Source organism: Methanobacterium sp. SMA-27 (assembly GCF_000744455.1).
Classification (GTDB): Archaea; Methanobacteriota; Methanobacteria; order Methanobacteriales; family Methanobacteriaceae; genus Methanobacterium_B.
In genome coordinates this window covers 356418-378540 of the sequence record NZ_JQLY01000001.1, presented here as the reverse complement: position 1 = coordinate 378540, position 22123 = coordinate 356418, and the positions used below count along the sequence as shown (strand labels likewise).

The following is a 22123-nucleotide window of genomic DNA, read 5'->3' as shown; positions in this document are numbered from 1 at the left end:
GGATATTTAAGGAAAAATACTTATGATTTACACTTAAAAAATTTGAATAATAAACAAAATATTGGTGAAAAAAATGAAAATGCTTATTACAGGAGGAGCAGGCTTTATAGGCTGTAACTTCGTGCATCAAATGGTTGAGAAACAAGATCACGAGATAGTAATATTTGACAAACTAACTTATGCAGCCAATCCAGATTATCTCAATGATATAAAAAGTAAAATAGAATTCATTAAAGGAGATATTGGAGACTCGGAAGCAGTTAAAAATGTGATGAAAGATTGTGATATGGTTGTGAACTTCGCTGCTGAAACACATGTAGACAGGTCAATTGAAGATCCAGGGGTATTTGTTAAAACAGATGTCATTGGTACATACAATCTTCTTGAAAATGTTAGAAAATATGATGTTGAAAAATATCTACAGATATCTACAGACGAAGTTTATGGAAGTATAGATAATGGATCTTTTACTGAAAAAAGTAATATTGATCCTTCAAGCCCATACTCTGCAAGTAAAGCCGGAGCTGATGTACTTGTAAGTGCTTATCATAAAACATACGGCGCTCCTGTAATAATTACAAGAAGCAGTAATAATTTTGGCCCATATCAGTTTCCTGAAAAACTCATTCCCCTGTTCATATTAAATGCAATACAAAATAAGGAATTACCCGTATATGGTGATGGTAAAAATGTTCGAGATTGGATATATGCACCGGACAACTGTACAGGAGTTTACACCGCCCTAATGAAAGGAAAGTTAGGAGAAGTTTATAATATAGGTGGTGGAAATGAGAAAAATAATCTTGAAATAACACACATGATACTGGATACTCTTGGAAAACCAGATAACCTCATAAAGTTTGTTGAAGATCGTCTCGGTCATGACAGAAGATATTCCCTTGATTCAACTAAAATAATGAAACTTGGATGGAAACCAGAACATAAATTTGAGGATGCTATTAAACAAACCATAAACTGGTATAAAGATAATATAACTCTTTTTTCAAAGTTTTAAATTAGATTTACCTTTTTTTTATTTTTTATTTAATTAATTAGAAATAATGTTTTAAAATATTTAGAAGTTCTTTTTCATCCATATCATATATTTTCAAGGTCTTATGATGACTTTTATGTCCAGATAGAATTTCAACATGATGTTGTGTAATTTTTGAAAATTCGTTAATTATTTCCTTGTTAGCTTTACCTTTCTGTGGAACTGACTTTATTTTAACTTCCAATGCTTTTCTCCATTCATTATATCCAGATATTCTAAATTTGTCAGATTTTGGTGAGACCTCTACTTCAAGAAGTATTCCATCCTTTGTAGGTGTTATAGCATCCAAACAAATCATAAAATATCTATCCTTTAATTTAAGAGATTAGTTGATAACATGGTTAAATAGTTCTTATTTTGTATCACATCTTTATTAAGTTAATATTGAGTTTTTAGAGTCCAGTTAAAACAAGGAAAACATTTAAATAGTGAGAGTTAAAGAAGTTGGTATGCTCAAATGTTTATAAATATTTGATCACGCAGGGGTGGTCGAGCGGTCAAAGGCGCTAGGTTGAGGGCCTAGTGGGGTAGCCCTTCGCGGGTTCGAATCCCGTCCCCTGCACTTAAATTATTTACTTAAAATATTTTAATATTTTTTTTGAATCTATTCAGATAACAACTATTTTAACTGGCTATTTTTAACAATAAAAAATATTCTTCATATAACTAATACAAATACGTTACATTGGTGAACTACCCCTCCCTTTCGGAAGGAGCTTCTTCCTTCATTAAATCCACTAATGTGGTTTTTTTCAGAGAAGCTTTAATTTCCGTAGTTCCTACGGTACCTGATTAGATTAAGTGTAGTATGCTTGGTTATCGCATACGATACTATTAATTATTGTTAAACTATTATTTATATTATTGGTTGGATTCATCCCCACCCTCACACATGGGGTATTCTCCAACATTAAGATAAAAAATTAAACAATAATTGTAACTTTTAAAGGTTTAGATTTCTTTAAATCATCAATTAATTCGTTATTAAGATCATATGCAGCTTTATCTGCATTTATCATAAGCGTTCTGCTACATTTAAAACTACTTTTTCTTGTAACTATGTCTGTTGGATGATCTAGGGTTAACTCAGGATGTCCATAACCTTTTATCTCATCAGTAGCATTTTCGGTTTCAAGACGTAAAATTATAAGAGTATCTTCATTCTTAATTGCATCTAATATTCTATTGGGAATATCCCCCATTGATACTTTAGATTTAACCCCTATTATACAATCAGCTGTTTTTCCTATTTCGGTATCCTTTGTTACCTCTAGTGTTGTTTTATGTTTTGATGTTACATTAGGATGTCCTGTTACAATAAATGTGTATTCCATTTTTTTTAACCTTCTAAACTTAATTACTACAAATTTCTTTCATTATGTGTCGTTCATAAATATTGTTATTAATAAAATATGAACTGATTAAACTTATTTTAACTATCTAAATAGATATATATCTACATTTGATTTTCATGGAGAAACAAAAATGAAATTAATTTGTGTCAATGATAATACAGCAAAATTTTCGTCTGAATTTTATGCAGAGCACGGTCTCTCAATTCTAATTGAAAATGGAGATTCTAAAGTTCTTTTTGATACGGGAAGATCTCCAGAAGTTCTGAAACATAATATGGAACAATTAAATGGTTTTAAAAATTTGAAACATGTTGTTTTAAGTCATGGCCATGAAGATCATACAGGGGGATTGTTTCAAGTTCTAAATAACAGTTCACCAAATATTTATTTACATAAAACAGCCATTTTACCCAAATATATCATGAGAAATGGCAATATGGAGTTTATTGGAATATCTAAGATCTCTTATGCTGATACAAAGGATAAAGAAAAGAAATTACAACCTAAATTGAAATTAATTTCTAAAACAATAGAAATTGAACCAAATATTTTTATATTTGCTGAAATTTCATTTTTCAATGATTTTGAAGAGTTAGACCCTTCATTTTTTATTGAGAAGAATGATAATTTCTTACACGACAACTTTGAAGATGAACTTGTTCTTGTAATAAAAACTCAAGAAGGACTTGTGATTTTATCTGGCTGTGGACATAAGGGTATTGTAAACACAGTTTCATCTGTTGCAAAATATTTTAATGAAAATGTTTACGCTGTGATTGGCGGCACACATCTAATAACTGCTAATGAAGATCGTATTGACAGTACAATAACTGAACTTGAAAAGTTTGATCCTAAATATTTGATATTTGGTCATTGCACTGGTTTTGATGCATTGTGCAAATTTAAAAATAGATTTAAAAATAAATTTCAAATACTTGAATCGGGTAAAGAACTTATTTTGCCGTAATTTTTTTAGATTATCCCCTATTTTATCTGTTTAAAACTATTAATCTCCAAATAAAAATAAAAAAAATAAAGTAGGTATAAATGACAAAAAAAATTATATTAAAAGGTACTTATTGCATTATAATCCAATTAAAAGATGATACAGTTATTGAAGTTGGTAAAAAAGGTCCTATTAATTTCAAAATGGGTTATTATGTGTATGTTGGTTCGGCTCTTAACTCACTTGAAACACGTTTAAAAAGACATTTAAGCAACAACAAAAAACTTTTTTGGCATGTAGATTATCTCTTAAACAGCTCTAATGCTGAGATAAAGGAGATAGTATTTGCAGTCAATGAAAATAAATGGGAATGTATGCTTGCTTCAAAAATATCATGCCATGGTACTGAAATCCACGGTTTCGGTTGTTCTGACTGTAAATGTGATTCACATCTTTTCAGATTTGATGAAATTGAAGTATCCATAAAAACATGCCGTGATGCATTTAAAACACTTGAACTTGAGCCAAAAATGTTAGATGATTTAATTAATAAAAATTGAAATTATACTATATAAATCAGATTTTACTCACTGAAATTTCCTGAAAAATTCATCAAATACCTCAACATCCATTGGTTCCGGAATAACAAATTCATTATTCAAATTTATTGAATTTGCAAGTTTTCTGTAAATTTCTGCTTGTTTTGAATCAGGAAATTTTTCTAGAACTGTTTTTGCATCTATTTCACTTTTCTGTACAATTTCATTTCTAGGTACTACTCCAATAACCCTGCTATTAACCCTTTCAGCGAATTCATGTACAATTTCAAGTTCATTATCAATTCCTCGACAGTTACATATAATGCCGCCAAATTTACCTTTTAGTTTTTTAATACCTTTACATATGTTGTTGGCTGCATAAAGGGCCATATATTCTCCAGATGTGACTATGTAAACTTCGTCTGCAAAATTCTCACGCAGTGGAACTGCAAAACCTCCACATACAACATCACCTAATACATCATAGATAATTAAATCCAGATTTTCAGAAAAAATTCCCAGACGCTCCAGCAGATTCATTGCAACAATAACTCCCCTACCTGCACAACCTACTCCCGGTTCGGGCCCTCCAGATTCAACACAACTAACATCGTTATATCCCACATAGAGAATATCCTCTGTAACTGCATTTTTTTTGATTTTTAAAGTATCTAATACAGTAGGTATTCTCTCACCCACTAGTGTACGTGTTGTATCTGCTTTAGGATCGCAACCAATTACAAGTACTTCTTTATCCTTTGAATTTGCTGCTGCAATGTTCGAGACAATGGTGGATTTTCCTATTCCTCCCTTTCCATAAATTGCAATTTTTTTAGTTTTACTCATCCCCTCTCACCATTGCCCCTATGATATCCCCCCTAGTAATTATACCTATTAATTTACCTTCATTGTCAACTACTGGAAGTCTTTTAACCTTATGAGAATCCATTAACTCTGCAGCATCCGATATTGAAGCATCTGGCCCTATCTTTATGATCTTTCTAGTCATGATCTGATCTATAACCGTTGACCCTGCTTTCTCCATGTCTTCTGCAATTTCATTCAATTCATGCTTCATTCTTATAGGTAGTTCAATTAAATCTAATGGAGCTGGAAGTATGAGATTTATTTTTGGTGAGTGGACTTCAATAAGCCTCATTATATCACCTTCACTGATAACTCCAACTACCTTGTTTTCATCATCAACAACAGGAGCTCCGCTTATTTTATTTTCTCTGAAACTCTGTGCAACATCAACTATTTTATCCAGTTCATGGAATTTTATAACATCTTTCTGCATAGCATCTTCAATATTCATTAAAATCGACTCCTTTTTATTGATATTTGACATCCAAAAATGTCTTAATACAAAGTGATATCTTTTAATAGTAAAATTTTAGTTTAAGTTTAGTTTTACTACTACTTTTAGTTTTGTTGTTTGAAATTTTATTAACAAGAAAATATGGTTCATTTTTTTAATAATTAATTTTAATCTGGAAACTCCAGAATATTAGATTCTTGAGATTAAAAAATGATTCCAAAACTTTTTTTAAATTTCTTAACCCTTTTTATTTTTAAAATCTAAAAAAACTTGGTTATACGAATTATTCATCCTTTTTAAGTCTTTTATAAACGTTATCGTTTGGACGAACTTTTTCTTCAACAAAGATAGCTACATTTTGACCTTTAGATGCTTTAAGAATATTTTCACCATTCACTTGCATAGAACCAACTTTCAATGTGATCGAACCTGTTGTTTTACCTTGAATTATTATTTCATCCCCAACTTCAAGATCTTCCCACAATCTGATCTCTGCTGCATTAACTTTCTGATAATAATTAACAACCATTCCTGAATCTTTTTTGATATATGTTGCTTGGTTGGAGCTACTGGTTTCATTTGGGATCTTAAAGAAAAATCCCGTATCAAATCCCCTATTGAAAACTTTTTTAAGCTCTAATTTCCATTTATGAGTTTTTATTTGCCGTTCTTCAGAGTTCCAATTTCCAGATTCATTTATGTTAATTGCATCCTTGTAAACCCTTGTTACTGTGCTAACGTAATCAGCAGGTTTGGCTCTTCCTTCTATCTTAAAAGCTTCCACTCCTGCATCAATAAGTTCGGGTATGTGATCCACCATGCATAGATCCTTAGTACTTAATATATGGGTTTTTTCATTTTTAAAATCTTCAGAAGTATGTTCGTATTCGGATTTCTGTTCTTGAAAATTGGATTCGAGCTCATTATCAATTATAAATTCTTCCCCATCTTCAGAAACAATTTTCCAGTCCTTTCTGCATGGCTGAAGACATTTTCCACAATTTGCACTTTTATTGTAGAGATGAGAACTTAAAAAACATCTACCTGAAATTGCAACGCACATTGATCCGTGCACAAAGACTTCTATATCCATTTTTGTATTATCTGCAATTTCTTTAATCTCTTTAAGGGTCATTTCCCTTGAAAGTACAACACGCGATACACCTAGTTCTTGAAGCACATTTAATGCTTCGCTGTTTGACAGATTTGCCTGTACACTCATGTGGACATTTAAATTATTTTCTCTTGCAATATTCAAAGCACCCAGATCTGATACTATCACTGCATCTACACCTGAAGATTTAATTAATGGCATTAAATTTCTCAGTTCTATTAAATCCCTTTCTTTCATGATTGTGTTGGTACATACATAGAGTTTAACTCCAGAATCATGGCATTGTTTTACAGCATATTTCAGATCTTGAATTGAAAAGTTTGACACTGTAGCTCTCATATTGTATCCTTGGATACCTATGTAAACAGAGTCTGCCCCATTTTTAATTGCAGAATTCAATGCTGTTATGTCTCCTGCAGGTGAGAGTAGTTCAACGATTTTTATCACCAGTATTAATCAATAAAAAAAAATAATGAATTTTACGACATAAATTTAATTTAACAGCGATTTGCCTCATACTCTGCTATATCCTCAGGTAGAGAAGTTGGATATTCTCCATTAAGACATCCGACACATAAGTTGCCATTTTCTATCCCAATACACTCAATAAGAGACTCCAAACTGAGATAACCTAATGAATCAACACCTAATATTTTTCTTATCTCTTCAACTTCTTTATCAGAAGCTATGAGCTCTTTTTTTGTTGCCATTGCTATTCCATAATAACATGGATACATAATTGGAGGACAACCCACACGCAGATGTATTTCTTTAGCACCCGCTTCTCTTAACACTTTAACAAGGGATTTTGAGGTTGTTCCCCTAACTATACTATCATCAACGAGTACTATACTTTTACCTTCAAGTTCAGACTTTATAGGATTCATTTTAAGTCTAACAGAAGTTTCACGTTCTTCCTGAGTCGGCATGATAAATGTTCTTCCAACATAACGGTTTTTAATAAGTCCTTCACCGTAACCAAGTCCTGATTCTCGAGAGTAACCAATTGCAGCAGTTATTGCAGAGTCAGGTACAGGCATTACAACATCTGCATCAGCAGGGAACTCATGTGAAAGTGCCTTTCCAATATTTAATCTAACGTTATAAACAGATCTTCCGTCCAATATGCTGTCAGGACGTGCAAAATAAACATATTCAAACATACAGTGCGCCCTTCGAGGTTTCTGATCATCAGGCAACTTATAACTTTTTAATTCTTCACCAATATGAAGTATTTCACCAGGTTCAATATCACGAACATATTTGGCCCCTACAACATCAAAAGCAACAGTTTCTGAAGCAACCAAAGTTAAATCTTCTATCTTACCCATGGAAAGAGGTTTTATCCCGCTTGGATCTCTAACAACAAACAGATCATTATTTACAAGTATTACAAGAGAATAAGAACCAATAAGAATTTTTGTAACGTTTCTTATCGCCTCAACCATTTCAGAAGTTTTAGAATATTCCTCTGTTAAGAGATGACATATTACTTCAGAATCTGTTGATGATTCAAAAGCATATCCCAATTTTTCCAATTCACCTTTCAGTTTCATTGAATTGATTATATCCCCATTGTGGGCAATTGCAATTGTTCCTGAATCAAATTCAGTGAAAAATGGTTGAGAATTTTCTATTTTTGATTTGCCCGTAGTTGAATATCTAACATGTCCTATACCAACATGACCGTCTATTCCTTCCATGTTTCCATTGTTGAAAACATCACATACCAAGCCCATTCCACGAAATGTGGATATTTCCTCGCCATTATAAGTAGATATGCCTGCTGATTCTTGTCCTCTATGCTGCAAAGCATAAAGTCCATAATATATCTGGCGTGAAACATTAACAGACGGTTTACAAGAATATACCCCTACAATACCACATTTATCCCTCAATTGAAAATCTCCCTGATATTATAAGATAATAATTTCTAAGATATCTTAATAAATCATTTATAAATATTTTTAAGCTGAAAATCAGATTTATAGACATTTCGTTAATATTTAATTATTCCTTTAGCAAGTTTGGATTAAATTTTTCATCTGTGAATTCTTCTTTAAGATCTTCGATCTTAGAATCGTAAAAAATTAGAACCGCCCTTATTATCTTTAACCATTCTTTAGCATCCTCTTTAGTAGCGGCTGCTATGTAATCTTGACCTATAATTATATTTTCAGGTTTAAATTCATTAGAAATAAAATAAATTTGTTCTTTATCATTAAGTTCCTCATCAAACGATTCTTTCCAAAGTTCACTAAGTGAAAATCTTTCAAATAGCTGTTTGGACTTTATGAACTGATATTTGTTTTTAATATCAGCATGCCTATTTTTGGCATTTCTTAAATCATCTTGAACTATGTTAAGTTTATCAGCCAGCTTTTCATTTGAATCTGATAATTCTTTATTTAAGGAGCCTAGATTCTGGTTTTCAATTTCCAGATCCTTTTTTTCCTTAGTTAATTCTACTAAATTCTCCCTTGATTCTACTAATAGATCCTCAAGTTCTCTGAATTTATGTATATTAGCAATTGATGTGAGACCTGTCCTGATGATGGCATTTTTTATCTCCTTCCTTATGATTGAAGGATCCATGTACTCCACATCATGACCAAAGGGAAATTTCATACGTTCAACATGTCCAACTTGATCTTTGAGACATTTTTTGAACTTTTCTGCTAATTCCCTTCCTGGTGCATCAACATCAGTAGCAATTAATACAATATCCGCACCCTGAACTGCCTTTTTTGCTATTTCAGGGTTGGTTGTTGGAATTATGGATGAAATGGTGATATGGTATTCAGCACCAAGGGCTATGTTCTGCATTGCCCTGGAAACTATCTCCACATCTGAAGCACCTTCCACAATTATCCTAACATCAATGGGATTTATCGCATCCATTTACGTCAACCTTAAACCGTTAAGCTTCTTATTCTGCCAGTTGTAAGTTCTGATCTTAGCAGATCTTCCGAATCCACATGCTGCGCAGTATTTTTTACGTGCGTTGTACGAGTTTTTACCACAACGCCTGCATCTAATATGGGTTTTTTTGTTACGCTTACCAAATGATGGTGTTCCTTTCATTATCTGTATCCTCCGTGATCTTTAAAAATATTTCAGTCGAGTTGTAGTAGGATTAGTTATTCTATACTGGAGATATATAAACTATATTGTCCCCTCTTATGAGGACGATTCCTAACCTTTTTGATGTCTCTCCGCCTTCTAATTCTTCGGCTTCGTTCAATACTAAATTCATATGCATGTCAAAACTTTTTAAAAGTCCCCTGAACTCTCTTCCACCTTTGAGTTCTATCAATACTTGGGAGTTTAATGATTTACCCAATACATCTAAGGGTCTTGAAGTATTCAAATTCTTCTGTACAGTCACAATATCACCTTTCCTATAACTTCATTGTTGGTTCAGTTTATATTTAAATGTATCCGTTTTTAAATAATATAATATTAATATTGCTATTAATGTTTAAATTAAAGATTAAAAAAGATTACCTAGAGTAAGGTGTGTTGTAAATTGAAGATAAGGAAAAGATACCATCTTAAAAAGAAAATGCTTAAAGAAGTAAAAATAACGCTTGGGGAGTATTCAACCATATTAAAACCCAAAAGCAAAGTTGAGATCATTGAAACAGATATGGATGACATCATATTGATAGATGGTAATCCCATGATCATGATGATAGATGGAGAACCTTTCCCAACACTCAAGGGTGCTTTGGAACTGGATATCAAGTCAAGGTACGTTGTGGTGGATATGGGAGCTGTTAAATTTGTTGTTAAGGGAGCAGATATTATGTCTCCCGGAATTACAGATGCTGATCCAAATATAAAAGAAGGAGACTTGGTTATTATAATAGAAGAAACACACGGAAAACCTCTTGCAACTGGTAGAAGTCTTATATCTGGTCCTGAAATGGTTGAAAATACCTCTGGCAAAGCAGTGAAAAGTATACATCATATAGGAGATGAAATATGGGATTTAACAATATAAAACCCAGATTTTCCATAATCGTGTACATGATTTGAATAAAAAAAATTTGAGGTGTTAAAATAGCAGAACTAAGATACGAATCAGGAAATGTAAAATCCCCATATGTTCACAGGGTTGGGATTCTTGCAATAGGATCTCATCTTGAAAATCATGGCGCTGCCCTTCCCATCGATACAGACTCCAAAATAGCCTCTTATATTGCACTCCAGGCTTCATTAATCACAGGTGCTAAGTTCCTAGGTGTTCTATACGCTGCCACAGAATATCCATTCATTGATCATGGAAAGCATTTAGAACCCGAGGTATTGGTGGAAAAACAACTTATACCAACACTTAAATCCGCAAAAAAATGTCTTGATCTTGATTGGGTTGTTCTTGTAAATGGTCATGGAGGTAACAATCCAGTTAAAGAATTTATTGAAACTATTCAAGAAAAATCAGAGCTTAAAATTGTTTTCAATAATAAGATCGTTGAAATTGAAGGTCCGCATGCAGGAACTGGTGAAATTTCTATTGCAGCCCTTCTAGGATTTTTAGATGCATCAAAACTTGATGAACACTGTGAATTCGATAAATATCCTGAAGTGGGAATGGTTGGCCTAGAAGAAGCTAGAAAAATAGATAGTGGTATTGATAAATGTGCCCGAGAGGTTGAAAATTTAGGTGTATGTGTTGATATGAATCTAGGTGAATCAATGCTTGAAACTGCAATAGTGGATGTAATCCATGATATAGAAGAAATTGTGGGAGATGAATAAAAGTATTCCCCATAATTAAATTAATTTTCTATCTTTTTAATCAGTTGATTACATTCATTAACCAATTTAACCTTATTAAAAGAATTTGAAATTCTTCTAACCGACTCAAGAGCTCTTATTACTGAATCCAACCATGAGAATATATCACCAGCATATGCATGTATTCCATAATCTTTTAAAAGTTTTTTACTGATATCTGCAGGATCATACTTCAACATTCTATACTTCAACATCTTCGTTGACAGTTCTTCCTGGAAACAGTTGCAAAAAGGCCTGTCCTTGCATCTGCAAGCCATAAATTCCATTTGTAAATTGATTAATAATTCCTGAAATTTAGGTTCAAGCTTTGAAATTGCATCTCCCGAACTCAGTATATCCAGTGTTGAGTCTGCAAATAACCTTGAAGATATATTTGCTTTTAATGCCTGTGCAAGTTTTTGGCTAACACGTGAAGATAAATAAGCATTTTCAAACGGTTGTAAACCCATTGCAATATCGAGTGGCCTAGTAGGCTTTGCAGATGTTATGCTTTTTTTGATATAATCTGCATCGTTGTAATTCAAAAAGGACATTGAAACTGCACGTCCATATTTAGTTGGTAGTATACTGCCCTTTTTTTCCACTGCCAATCCATATTCCAATAACAGATTACAAGTCTGATCTATATCCATTGGAATATCCTCATTTTTGTACGATATTTTGAGAGTGTTAATGTTTCTTGCAGTTCCAGAACATAGATCAGAAAGAACTTGTTCCACAACCGCATCTTCTGTGTGGTGGACATTTATAGGTTCAACATCACTTTCTAATAGTGCAACTGCACGCATATCCTCTGTTTCATCATCATACTTCAATCCTATCTCAGGGATCAGATAAACTTTACCCAAGTCGTGATAAGATGGCCTACCTGCTCTACCGAGCATCTGTGAAAACTCATTGGGTGTTAACCATTTATTTCCCATGGTTAATGTTTCAAATATAACCTGAGATGCTGGGAAATCAACCCCTGCAGCAAGTGCAGCCGTTGTCACCACAGTTGACATTTCTTGCTTCAAAAAATCCTTTTCAATTCTATTTTTCTTGGCATAAGATAATCCTGCATGATATGCTGCCGCTTTAACACCTCTTTTTACCAGATAATCTGATATTGAATGTGTTTTTCTCCGGGAATTTGTGAATATAATGGTCTGACCCTTAAACCCCTTTGCAGATATATTCTTGTATTCCTGTCTTGCAAGTTTTGACATGAGATCCTCCTTATCATACTCAGATCTTGCGAAGATAAGGTGCCTCTCAAGCGGTACAGGACGCCTATCATATTCAACCAGTTTCATTTTGAAGTCATCTGCTATTTCACGCTGATTTTTAATTGTTGCAGACAATCCTATTATTTGCAAATCTGGAAAAAGTGTCTGTAACCTTTTAATCAAACCCTTTAATCTAGGTCCCCTTTCCTCATCATCAAGCATATGTATTTCGTCAACAACAACTGTGCCAAGTTTTCCAAGTTCAGATGATTTTCCTGATCTCAAAAGGAAATCAAGACCTTCATAGGTCCCAACTACAATTTCTGCATCATTAACACGCTCATCATGTATTGAAAGTTCCTCTTTAGCATTTATCCTGCTCATTCCTACCCTTATGGATACTTTCAGGCCGAGTTTTTTGTATTTCTTCTTAAAATCCCTGTATTTCTGGTTTGCAAGTGCCACAAGAGGCGTTAGGAATATAAATTTTTCACCATTCATTGCCTTTGGTACTCCTGCAAGCTCCCCAATCAAAGTTTTTCCACTGGCTGTTGCAGATACAACTAGGAGATTTTCACCTTCAAGAAGTCCATTATCCAAGGTAAGCGCCTGAACTGGTAATAAATATTTTCCATGACCCTTTAATATTTTTTTAAGCTCTGTAGGTATTTTAAGGTCGTCCATATTCACCTTAGGAATATCTTTATTATCTCCTGTGCTGATTCTATCGTACAGTGTTAAATTAGGATTTTTTACTGGGTTAAATCTTGGATCGAACATGGTTAAAACCAATTTAAGGTCACCAGTTTCATCCAAGATTCTTTTGAAATTCTTAAATGTGCTCATGTCAAAAGAACGGGATTTCATTTCTCTTTTAATCTCTTCTTCGGCACATTTTCTACATATGTACTCGTTATGATAATGATATGAAGAATCTCTTCGTATTAATGTTATAAAACCTTCAAAAGTACAGTGTCTACACATAAGAGTTCTTTTAAATGGTATATCCAGAGAATCTAACATTTCCTCGGTTTCAGGATCCTCCCCAATAATATAGACATTCTGTTTTCTTAAAATTTTAATTGCTTCGCTAGGTGGAAGTAATGTTTCATTTTCAGAATCCTTTTTTACAATGAATTTATATGGTCTTACCTTATCTCCTGTTCTTTTGAGCTTTAGATAACCATAGAATAAAGGCTGTCTCCTGGTGTTAATAGCACCTTTGGCACTGCCAATTGGAAACATTTCCAATATCTTCTTGTTTTTCCTTAAAATTATCATCTTTTTATCTGTATCCCTATATATTCTATAAATAAAATTAGTTTAGAACTAATATGATCAATCAAATAAAAGTCTTTAGTTAAAAAATGAAAAAAAATATTGATAAATTTAAGGATGAATTAATCTCTATTTATTCCTCATTTATTCATCAAACATTATCTTCGGTTTCATTTCCCATTTTTATTAACTCAACTGCCTGATCCCTTAATTTAAACTTTTGAATCTTACCACTTGCAGTGAGTGGGAACTCATCTACGAAGAAAATATGTTTAGGTACCTTGTAACGTGCAATTTTGTTTACAGCATAATCTCTGATATCTTCTGCAGTTAACTGTGCCTCCTTTTCTTTTATTACAAATGCACCAATGATTTCCCCATACTTTTCATCGGGTATGCCCACTACTTGTACATCCATTACCCCATCAATTGTGTGAATGAACTCCTCTATTTCACGAGGGTATATGTTTTCCCCACCTCTGATGATCATGTCTTTGATCCGTCCAACAATAGAGTAATATCCTTCATCGTCGCAAGTGGCCAGATCTCCACTGTGAAGCCATCCATCTTCATCAATAACTTCTTTAGTTTTTTCTGGCATTTTATAGTATCCTTTCATTACATTGTAACCTTTACAACATATTTCACCCGTCATGTTTGGTACGAGTGTTTCACCTGTTTCAGGGTCTACAATTTTAACCTCACAGTTGGGCAGTGGTTTTCCCACTGTTTCCACACGTTTCTCCAAAGGGTCATCTACACTGGTCTGAGTAAAACCCGGTGAACCTTCTGTTAGTCCGTAAACACTAGTTATCTGTGTCATATTCATATCTTTAACAACTTTCTTCATTGCTTCGATTGGACATGGTGAACCTGCCATGATCCCTGTACGCAGTGATGAGAGGTCAAACATATCGAACATTGGGTGGCTGAATTCTGCAATAAACATGGTTGGTACTCCATACAGGGCTGTGCATTTTTCCTTTTGCACTGCGGCAAGTACCATTAACGGGTCAAAGAGTTCAATCATTACCACAGTAGCCCCATGGGTTATTATAGCCATGACTGCTAATACAATACCAAAACAATGGAATAATGGCACCGTGATACATAATCTGTCTTCTCCTGTGAATTTTTGTCTTTCACCAATATAATATCCATTGTTGAGGATATTTCTGTGGGTCAACATTACCCCCTTAGGGAATCCCGTGGTACCTGAAGTGTACTGCATATTCACGGCATCATTATTGCTCACTGTTTTTTTAACCTTTAGAAGTTTAGAATCATCTGTATGCTTACCCAAAAGCATTAATTCATTTGTGTTATACATACCTCTATGTTTTTCCTGGCCGATATAGATTACATGTTCTAAAAATGGAAATTTTTTGCTTTTAAGACTTCCTCTCTCCTGAGTTTTGAGTTCTGGAACTAATTCATACATAATATTTATGTAATCAACATCTTGATATCCATCTATAATTGCCAGAGCTTTCATATCCGACTGTTCAAGTACATATTCAAGTTCATGACCTTTGTATGCAGTGTTAACAGTAACAAGAACAACTCCTATCTTGGCTGTTGCAAACATAAAAGTGAGCCAGTCTGGCACGTTTTTAGCCCATATGCCTACATGATCTCCTTTAGTTATGCCTAATGACAAAAGGCCCTTGGCAAACATGTTGACACGTTCATCAAAATCTTTATATGTAAATCTAAGATCCCTATCAGGATAAATTATAAAATCCCTATCAGGATGATTTTTAACCTCTTTTTCAAACAGATCGCCTATGGTATCTTCTGTAAAAAGCATGTCTCCAACCCCCAAATCATTAATAATTATTGTAAATATCTGATTTATTTATTATCATCAAATATTTTACATGCATCTTCTATCATCAAATGTTCATTTAACTGTGACCTGATCGATTCTGGGATAGGTACACTTTTTTTCTCTATAAAATCGAAATGTACTAACACTGCTTCTCCCTTGACCCTGAGATTTCCATTTTGCCAGGCTTCGTGTCCCATTGTAAATGAACTATTTCCTATTTTTAGGATGTATGTCCTTATCTCCACATCTTCCCCATAATACATTTCACTTAGAAAATCGAATTCTGTTCTCACCATTATGAGTTTCCAGTTCTCATAGCTCAGATCCAAATCAGGTGTAAACATTCTGAATATTGGATTTCTGGCTTGTTCAAACCATATTGCAAGTACTGTATTATTAACATGACGAAGTCCATCAATATCACCAAATCTTGGTGTAACAACTGTCTTATACATTTAAAGCCTCTTTAAATATTTTATTATTTTTATATTTCTGTTAAAGTCAAATTCATTTAATAACTGTTTATTCTTTAAATAGGAGTGTATACAACAGCCAAAATTTTAGCGTCACCGCCATGTGCATGTAAATCATGCGGCACAACAGAATCGTAGTAGATACTATCCCCTTCAGAAACCCGGTAGGTCTCTTTACCATAAAGAACTTCTATTTCACCGTTCATAACAAAAATGAACTCTTCACCTTCGTGTGAAGATAATTGATAATCTTCTGTTTCTGGTGGGTGTACATCAATTAAGAATGGTTCCATATGTCTGTCGGTTTTTCCAGATGCAAGTGAGTAAAAATCCAGTGTACTGTCCTTAAGATTACTATTTTTACCAGAAAATCTCATTACATTTTCTGATTTACCTGATTTAACAACAACCGGGCCTGTTTGTGGGGCGTCGTCTAAAAATGTGCCTAAACGCACATCCAAAACCTTCGCAATCTTTAATAATGGAGATAGTGATGGTATTACTGCATTACCTTCGAGTTTTTCAACCAGATCTACACTGATCTGACTTTTCTCTGCAAGTTCTTCGATTGAAATATTTTTACTCTCTCTTAACTGACGTATTTTTTCTCCTACTTGATTATCTGACATTAAATCACCTTTTTAACATCCACGTTTATAATGTATTATAATTATAAATACTTAAATTATGTTTCAAACCTTTTTATTTGAATGTTCTTAATATCTTTTTTTATGTTAAACATTCTTAGACATTTATAAAACTGAGTTTCGAAAATCTCAAAGAAAAAAAGAGTTGTTCCAGTCTAGTGTTAATATAATGGATTAATTACCGGAATTTGTTGATAAAGAACTATTATTTGTATTATTTATAGGAGTAACAGGAGTTTCATTGGTTATATTGTATACAATCCTCTTTGTAACATAAACAGGTTCAAATGAAGGATCTCCAATAGCTGTGATCTGCTCTTGTCCGCTCAAACTGGTCAAACTCAAATTTGATATGGTTAAACCATCAAATAAGTTAGTTCCCACATTTGCCACATTCGCAGCTGAAGCAGTTCCAAATGCAATTAGTGCTATCATCAACACTATAAACAAAGTTCCTGATTTCTTTGGATTCATTTTAATCTACCATAAAATTTGATTTAAATACTATTTTTCAAATATTTTTGATTTTTAATTAACAAATTTGGTTAAAATTATCTTTGGACAACCTAAGTAATCCGTGACTGATCTTCATATTGGTTATATTATTCAAAACATTTATATCCTTACTAATCTGTATGCAACTAGGCAGAATATGAAATAATACTGAAAAAACTTATTTCCCAATCCAATAAATGAAAAGAATAAAAAAAATATATTTAAAGTAATTAAATCCAAGTTTTACTCTACTGTTACACATTTAGCAAGGTTTTTTGGTTTATCTGGATCTATTCCCCTTTCAACACTGATATAGTAGGATAGGAGTTGCAATGGCACTACATAGGGTATTGGAGATAACATTTCACTTATATCTCCATCAAATCCCATGATGTCATGTGATTCAGATTTTAATACCTCATCCTTTGAAGAACCAACAGCAATTACCTGGGCACCTCTTGCTTTTACTTCTTCTATATTGCTTAAAGTTTTATCGTGGCTTTCACCAGGAGGTACAACTGCTAAAACAGGCACATTATCATCAATAAGTGCTAATGGCCCATGTTTAAGCTCACCTGCAGCATAACCTTCACCATGTATATATGTTATTTCTTTAAGTTTTAATGCACCTTCCAGTGCAGTAGGATAGGAAAATCCCCTTCCAATGAAAAAGAAATCACTTGCATCTTTATATTTCTTAGCTATCTCAATAATATGGTCTTCATTTTCAAGTGCCTGTTTCATATAGTCTGGAACCTTTTGAAGCTCTGCTAAAAGTTTATCATTACCACTCATAGCACTAACAAGCATATAAATTGAAACTAATTGACTTACATATGTTTTAGTGGCAGCAACACCTATTTCTGGTCCGGCTCTAGTATAAATAACATGATTAGCTTCTCTTGTAGCTGTGCTTCCAAGAACATTGACTATTGCAAGGGTTTCTGATTTTTTATTCGCTATTTTCAGAGCTTTCAAAGTGTCTGCAGTTTCTCCAGATTGGGTTATTAATATCACCAGTGTATTTTTGTCAAGGGCCCCTTCTGAGAATAAAAATTCCGATGATAGCAAAACATCTGTAGGAATTCCCAATAATGTTTCAAATAAATATTTTCCAACTAGGGATGCATGGAATGATGTTCCACAAGCAACAAAACATATTCTTTTGAATTTAGAAAACTTACCAACAACTTTCTCAATCTCTGAAAATTCCATAAGCGTATTTTTAACAACATCCGGCTGTTCATGTATTTCTTTCAGCATGAAATGTTTGAATCCACCTTTTTCTGCCATGTCGGAAGACCAATCAATTATATTTACTTTATTATCAAGGATATTTCCATCCATATCCTTTATTACAACACCGTCAGGGCGCAATATAACCATTTCGTTATCATTTAGGTAAATAACATTTTTAGTGTGTTCCAGTATTGCAGGAACATCTGATGCTATAAAGGATTCTTTTTCTCCCACACCCACTATTAACGGACTTTCTTTTCTAACGCCTATTATTTTGTTTGGTTCATCGGCAGAAATCACTGCAATTGCATAGGATCCTTTAATATCCTTTGTTGCTAATCTAGTTGCAACTTCCAAACCATTTCCCATTTCCATGTACTTTTCTATTAAATGTGATAAAACTTCAGTATCTGTTTCTGAAGCGAATATATGACCTTCATCTTCAAGATTAGCCTTCAATTCTTTATAATTTTCAATTATCCCATTATGAACTACAGCTATCCTTTTTTTACAATCTGTTTGTGGATGGGCATTTATTCCTGTGGGAAGTCCGTGAGTTGCCCACCTAACATGAGCTATTCCCATATTACCCGGAATATCTGTTAAATCCAACCTTTTCTGGACATCATCTATTTTACCTTCGCCTTTTTTGATATATATATCTCCAGAAAGCGTTGCTAGCCCAACAGAATCATATCCTCTGTATTCTAACCTTCGAACGCACTCTAAAAGTACTGGCGCTGCTTCGTCATTAATTATACATGCTACAATTCCACACATGATTTCACCGAGAGATTTCTTTCCAAAAAAATTTATTGATCAATTTTAATAATTAAATATTTTATATTCCATCTAAAATTATTTAATTTATGATAAAATTTAAACGTAAATTTGAATTCTCTTTTTTTATAATAATAGTATTTACTACTATGAACCTTCAACATCTATATAAAATTATCATATCCAATTTATGCCTAAAAGGAATCTTTAAAAAATTTCAGTTAATAATATCAGAAAAAATTGTAAATGCAATATTTTGATAAGTTTTTCCAAATAAAGATATTTTAAATAATTGAACAATTCCTGTTTATTATTTTAAATTAAATCATGCCTGATGTATGAAATTTATTTGTAATTATGGTAATTAATGAGATCTTGTTATAATACTCATATTTGCATCTTTAAGGTCATTACATCCAGTTAATATCATTGCCCTTCGAAGATCATCTTTAACATATTTATAATACATTTTCACAGCTACCTCTCCTCCTGCTAGCGATAACCTTGCTATAGGCCTACCTATCAGTGCAACATCAGCACCTAATGCCAGAACTTTGAGAACATCATATCCCGTTCTAACAGCCCCATCAGCCAGTATTGGGATCTTTCCAGAAATTTCATTTGCAATCTCTGGAAGCACTTCCGCCATTCCCTGGCCACCATCGAGTACTCTACCTCCATGATTAGATACGTAACATGCACCAGCACCCGAATCTAGAACTTTGACTGCATCTTCCTTACTCATTACTCCCTTGAATATTACAGGTTTTTCAGTTGAATCAACCAGTTCTATGAGATCATTTTCACTTTTTCTGTAAACAGGTTTTTTGGAACTAGTCCATGTTGTGGAACCTGCACCTTCAAGATCAACACCTACAGCAATTACATTCAGTTTTTCAGCTAAATGCATAATGGATGAGTCGTTCCTGTGATTGTGGTTTGAATATTGGTATACCCCATCCTTTATTTTCACCTACAATATTAACTCCCAGGTCATCAGGACTGTGTGGTGTATTTCCAACTAAACCTATTGAACCTGAAGACATCGCACCCTTTAAAAGACCCCTGTAAAATGCATCTTCGGGTACAACATCATTCATACTACTTTTAACTCCAGAAAGACTGGCACCCATAACAGGTAGGGCTATTTTCTTCCCAAATATTGGAACTGAGATTTCTGGTTCATGATGTGCCTTGATAACACACATTTTAAGTTTGTAATCCTGAAGAGTATTGTAATTTGCTTCAAAAGTCTTTCCTTGGCCAGCACCTCCAAAACCTATGGGTGCTCCAAATTTCTGTCCAGTACATATTCTATCGGGCTGTCCATCACAAACTGAGAATTCACCACAGATACCTGTAAGCATTTTACGGGCTATGGAACGGTAATAATTCAGATCTTTTGATTCATGTTGTGTTTCGTTGTATGCGGTCATTTTAAGCGAAAAAATATCATCGCGCACTTCTTGCAGGTATTCTTTGGGCATTCCACATACAGGACACAGCCATGAATCAGGGAATTCATCCAAACTAGTACCTGGTTCAAGATTTGTTTCAGGATCTCCCTTATCCTCATCATATGCATAAATGTTACAATAAGTGCAGATATATTTCATTTTTAACTAACCTCTATCTTAATTGAGTGTTCATTCTTTGGTGTATAAATTTTTTGAGATGGTTTTTAAATCTAAAAGTTCGTCTGCTTCCTCTTCTGAAAGAATACCTCTGGTCACCACAATGTCTCTGATAGATTTTTTACTGTCCATTGCTTGCTTAACAAGTTCTGCTGCCTTAATATATCCAATCTTTGGCGAAAGAACAGTTGCAAAACTTGGATTCATTTCAGCAATAGTTTTTAATCTATCTTTATTAGCGGTAATTCCTTCAACACACCTTGTCTGGAATATAGGTAAATAATTATTTAGAAATGAAATTGAATCCAAAATATTGGAAGTCATTACAGGAGTCATTACATTCAGTTCAAACTGTCCTGCCTGGGCAGCTAAAGATACTGCCGTATCATTTCCTATAATCTGAAATGAAATCATATTGAGACATTCTGCCATTACTGGGTTGAATTTTCCAGGCATTATAGACGATCCGGGTTGAACCGGAGGTAAATTTATCTCAGCAAATCCTGAAGTTGGTCCTGATCCCATTAACCGCAGATCATTCGATATTCTAATTAAATCATGTGCAAGTTCTCTTAGAGCTCCAGAAAAATTCGAAATCAGCGATCTACTTTGTAAAGCTTCTAGACTGTCATTGGCAGGGATAAGATCGAGTGATGTTAGTTCAGCAAGTTTCTTAACCACATTATCCCTATAAAAAACTGGTGTATTAACCCCAGTTCCTGTAGCAGTACCTCCTATTGCTACTTCAAGCAGATTATTCCTCTTTTCATGTATTTCCTTTGATGCACGAATAATTGCATTGCCATAGGCTATGAATTCATCACCTAATGTTACAGGCATAGCATCCATAAGATGAGTGCGTCCTGATTTAGGAGTATCTGAAAGTTTTTTACCTTTCGATTTAAATGAACCGCCCAAATTGATGAGGGTCTTGTAAAGTTTGTCAGATTCTTTTATAATTGCAATATGAGATGCTGTGGGAAATGTATCGTTACTTGATTGGGATGCATTTACATGATCGTTGGGGCTTAAATAATCATATTCACCTTTATTTCTGTTTAAAATTTCTAGTGCCCTGTTGGCAAGTACTTCGTTTATATTCATGTTGAATGAAGTGCCAGCTCCTGCTTGGTAAAGATCAACAGGAAATTGATCTGCAAATTTACCATGAAGTACATCATCTGCAGCTTTTAAAATCGCCTCTCCCCTTGTATTATCAAGGGAACCAAGTTTCATGTTGGTGATAGCGGCTGCTTTTTTAACTGTTACATACGCATGAATCAATTCGGTTCTTTCAGTCCTGCCACTTACAGGAAAATTTTCCACTGCACGTAAAGTCTGAATACCATAATAAACCCCTGATGGGATCTCTTTTTCACCCAATGAATCCTTTTCCAATCGCATAT

23 protein-coding genes and 1 tRNA gene are annotated in these 22123 nt (G+C 33.7%); 6 read left to right on the top strand and 18 right to left on the bottom strand.

Translation table 11 applies throughout. The features are described from left to right. The first annotated feature begins 73 nt into the window (after window positions 1-73). Window positions 74-1015: a dTDP-glucose 4,6-dehydratase gene (rfbB, locus tag DL91_RS01945; RefSeq protein WP_048190016.1), complete on the top strand. Its 942-nt coding sequence runs from the start codon at window positions 74-76 to the stop codon at window positions 1013-1015. Window positions 1016-1052: 37 nt separating this feature from the next. On the opposite strand, the gene DL91_RS01940 is transcribed toward rfbB, so the two are convergent. After that, window positions 1053-1352, bottom strand: coding sequence for a DUF167 family protein (locus DL91_RS01940; RefSeq protein WP_048190015.1), 300 nt, complete (start codon window positions 1350-1352; stop codon window positions 1053-1055). A 181-nt stretch (window positions 1353-1533) separates the two neighbouring features. Between DL91_RS01940 and DL91_RS01935 the strand changes: the two genes are divergently transcribed. Further along, a tRNA-Leu gene (locus tag DL91_RS01935) sits at window positions 1534-1616 on the top strand. A gap of 361 nt (window positions 1617-1977) precedes the next feature. Here DL91_RS01935 and DL91_RS01930 read toward each other — a convergent pair. Continuing rightward, window positions 1978-2388 (bottom strand): DUF371 domain-containing protein, encoded by a 411-nt coding sequence (locus DL91_RS01930; RefSeq protein WP_048190014.1) that lies wholly within the window; start codon window positions 2386-2388, stop codon window positions 1978-1980. Between the two features lie 151 nt (window positions 2389-2539). On the opposite strand from DL91_RS01930, the gene DL91_RS01925 reads away from it, so the two are divergent. Both DL91_RS01925 and DL91_RS01920 read left to right on the top strand, forming a co-directional pair. Beyond that, window positions 2540-3376, top strand: a complete 837-nt coding sequence (locus DL91_RS01925; protein WP_048190013.1) for an MBL fold metallo-hydrolase — start codon at window positions 2540-2542, stop codon at window positions 3374-3376. 80 nt (window positions 3377-3456) lie between these two features. Further along, window positions 3457-3915 carry a DUF123 domain-containing protein gene (locus tag DL91_RS01920; RefSeq protein WP_048190012.1) on the top strand — a complete coding sequence of 153 codons (459 nt, stop codon included), beginning with the start codon at window positions 3457-3459 and terminating at the stop codon, window positions 3913-3915. A 27-nt stretch (window positions 3916-3942) separates the two neighbouring features. On the opposite strand, the gene cfbC is transcribed toward DL91_RS01920, so the two are convergent. From cfbC to DL91_RS01885, 7 genes are all read right to left on the bottom strand, one after another. Beyond that, window positions 3943-4740: a Ni-sirohydrochlorin a,c-diamide reductive cyclase ATP-dependent reductase subunit gene (gene cfbC / locus DL91_RS01915; protein WP_048190011.1), complete on the bottom strand. Its 798-nt coding sequence runs from the start codon at window positions 4738-4740 to the stop codon at window positions 3943-3945. Continuing rightward, entirely contained in the window at window positions 4733-5212 is a 480-nt protein-coding gene (locus DL91_RS01910; protein ID WP_048190010.1) for a CBS domain-containing protein, read from the bottom strand. The genes cfbC and DL91_RS01910 overlap by 8 nt, the downstream gene beginning before the upstream one ends. Window positions 5213-5498: 286 nt before the next feature. Further along, on the bottom strand, window positions 5499-6776 hold the full coding sequence (locus DL91_RS01905; protein ID WP_369792044.1) for a U32 family peptidase: 1278 nt from the start codon (window positions 6774-6776) through the stop codon (window positions 5499-5501). A gap of 50 nt (window positions 6777-6826) precedes the next feature. Continuing rightward, window positions 6827-8227: an amidophosphoribosyltransferase gene (gene purF, locus DL91_RS01900; protein ID WP_048190009.1), complete on the bottom strand. Its 1401-nt coding sequence runs from the start codon at window positions 8225-8227 to the stop codon at window positions 6827-6829. A 112-nt stretch (window positions 8228-8339) separates the two neighbouring features. After that, on the bottom strand, window positions 8340-9230 hold the full coding sequence (locus DL91_RS01895; RefSeq protein WP_048190008.1) for a toprim domain-containing protein: 891 nt from the start codon (window positions 9228-9230) through the stop codon (window positions 8340-8342). Then, complete coding sequence (locus DL91_RS01890; protein ID WP_048190007.1) at window positions 9231-9413, bottom strand: 50S ribosomal protein L37e; 183 nt, start codon at window positions 9411-9413, stop codon at window positions 9231-9233. 61 nt (window positions 9414-9474) lie between these two features. Continuing rightward, window positions 9475-9717 carry an LSm family protein gene (locus tag DL91_RS01885; RefSeq protein ID WP_156095884.1) on the bottom strand — a complete coding sequence of 81 codons (243 nt, stop codon included), beginning with the start codon at window positions 9715-9717 and terminating at the stop codon, window positions 9475-9477. A gap of 141 nt (window positions 9718-9858) precedes the next feature. Here DL91_RS01885 and DL91_RS01880 point away from each other — a divergent pair, with 141 nt between their 5' ends. Beyond that, window positions 9859-10335: a DUF1947 domain-containing protein gene (locus tag DL91_RS01880; protein ID WP_048190006.1), complete on the top strand. Its 477-nt coding sequence runs from the start codon at window positions 9859-9861 to the stop codon at window positions 10333-10335. 59 nt (window positions 10336-10394) lie between these two features. After that, window positions 10395-11093 carry a 2-amino-5-formylamino-6-ribosylaminopyrimidin-4(3H)-one 5'-monophosphate deformylase gene (gene arfB / locus DL91_RS01875; RefSeq protein WP_048190005.1) on the top strand — a complete coding sequence of 233 codons (699 nt, stop codon included), beginning with the start codon at window positions 10395-10397 and terminating at the stop codon, window positions 11091-11093. 20 nt (window positions 11094-11113) lie between these two features. Here the strand turns inward: arfB and DL91_RS01870 are convergent, their stop codons facing one another. From DL91_RS01870 to DL91_RS01835, 9 genes are all read right to left on the bottom strand, one after another. Next, on the bottom strand, window positions 11114-13621 hold the full coding sequence (locus tag DL91_RS01870) for a DUF5814 domain-containing protein (RefSeq protein ID WP_048190004.1): 2508 nt from the start codon (window positions 13619-13621) through the stop codon (window positions 11114-11116). Window positions 13622-13769: 148 nt separating this feature from the next. Next, window positions 13770-15428 (bottom strand): AMP-binding protein, encoded by a 1659-nt coding sequence (locus DL91_RS01865; protein WP_048190003.1) that lies wholly within the window; start codon window positions 15426-15428, stop codon window positions 13770-13772. Window positions 15429-15472: 44 nt separating this feature from the next. After that, window positions 15473-15904 carry a thioesterase family protein gene (locus DL91_RS01860; RefSeq protein WP_048190002.1) on the bottom strand — a complete coding sequence of 144 codons (432 nt, stop codon included), beginning with the start codon at window positions 15902-15904 and terminating at the stop codon, window positions 15473-15475. 74 nt (window positions 15905-15978) lie between these two features. Further along, window positions 15979-16551, bottom strand: coding sequence for a helix-turn-helix domain-containing protein (locus DL91_RS01855; protein ID WP_048190001.1), 573 nt, complete (start codon window positions 16549-16551; stop codon window positions 15979-15981). A 192-nt stretch (window positions 16552-16743) separates the two neighbouring features. Further along, complete coding sequence (locus tag DL91_RS01850) at window positions 16744-17043, bottom strand: hypothetical protein (RefSeq protein ID WP_048190000.1); 300 nt, start codon at window positions 17041-17043, stop codon at window positions 16744-16746. Window positions 17044-17307: 264 nt separating this feature from the next. Then, window positions 17308-19083, bottom strand: a complete 1776-nt coding sequence (gene glmS / locus DL91_RS01845; RefSeq protein WP_048189999.1) for a glutamine--fructose-6-phosphate transaminase (isomerizing) — start codon at window positions 19081-19083, stop codon at window positions 17308-17310. Between the two features lie 364 nt (window positions 19084-19447). After that, window positions 19448-19993 carry an alpha-hydroxy-acid oxidizing protein gene (locus tag DL91_RS12610; protein WP_052374017.1) on the bottom strand — a complete coding sequence of 182 codons (546 nt, stop codon included), beginning with the start codon at window positions 19991-19993 and terminating at the stop codon, window positions 19448-19450. After that, on the bottom strand, window positions 19980-20699 hold the full coding sequence (locus tag DL91_RS12605) for a rubredoxin (RefSeq protein ID WP_052374015.1): 720 nt from the start codon (window positions 20697-20699) through the stop codon (window positions 19980-19982). The genes DL91_RS12610 and DL91_RS12605 overlap by 14 nt, the downstream gene beginning before the upstream one ends. Before the next feature lie 30 nt (window positions 20700-20729). Continuing rightward, window positions 20730-22121 carry an aspartate ammonia-lyase gene (locus DL91_RS01835; RefSeq protein ID WP_048189998.1) on the bottom strand — a complete coding sequence of 464 codons (1392 nt, stop codon included), beginning with the start codon at window positions 22119-22121 and terminating at the stop codon, window positions 20730-20732. Between the last annotated feature and the right edge of the window lie 2 nt (window positions 22122-22123).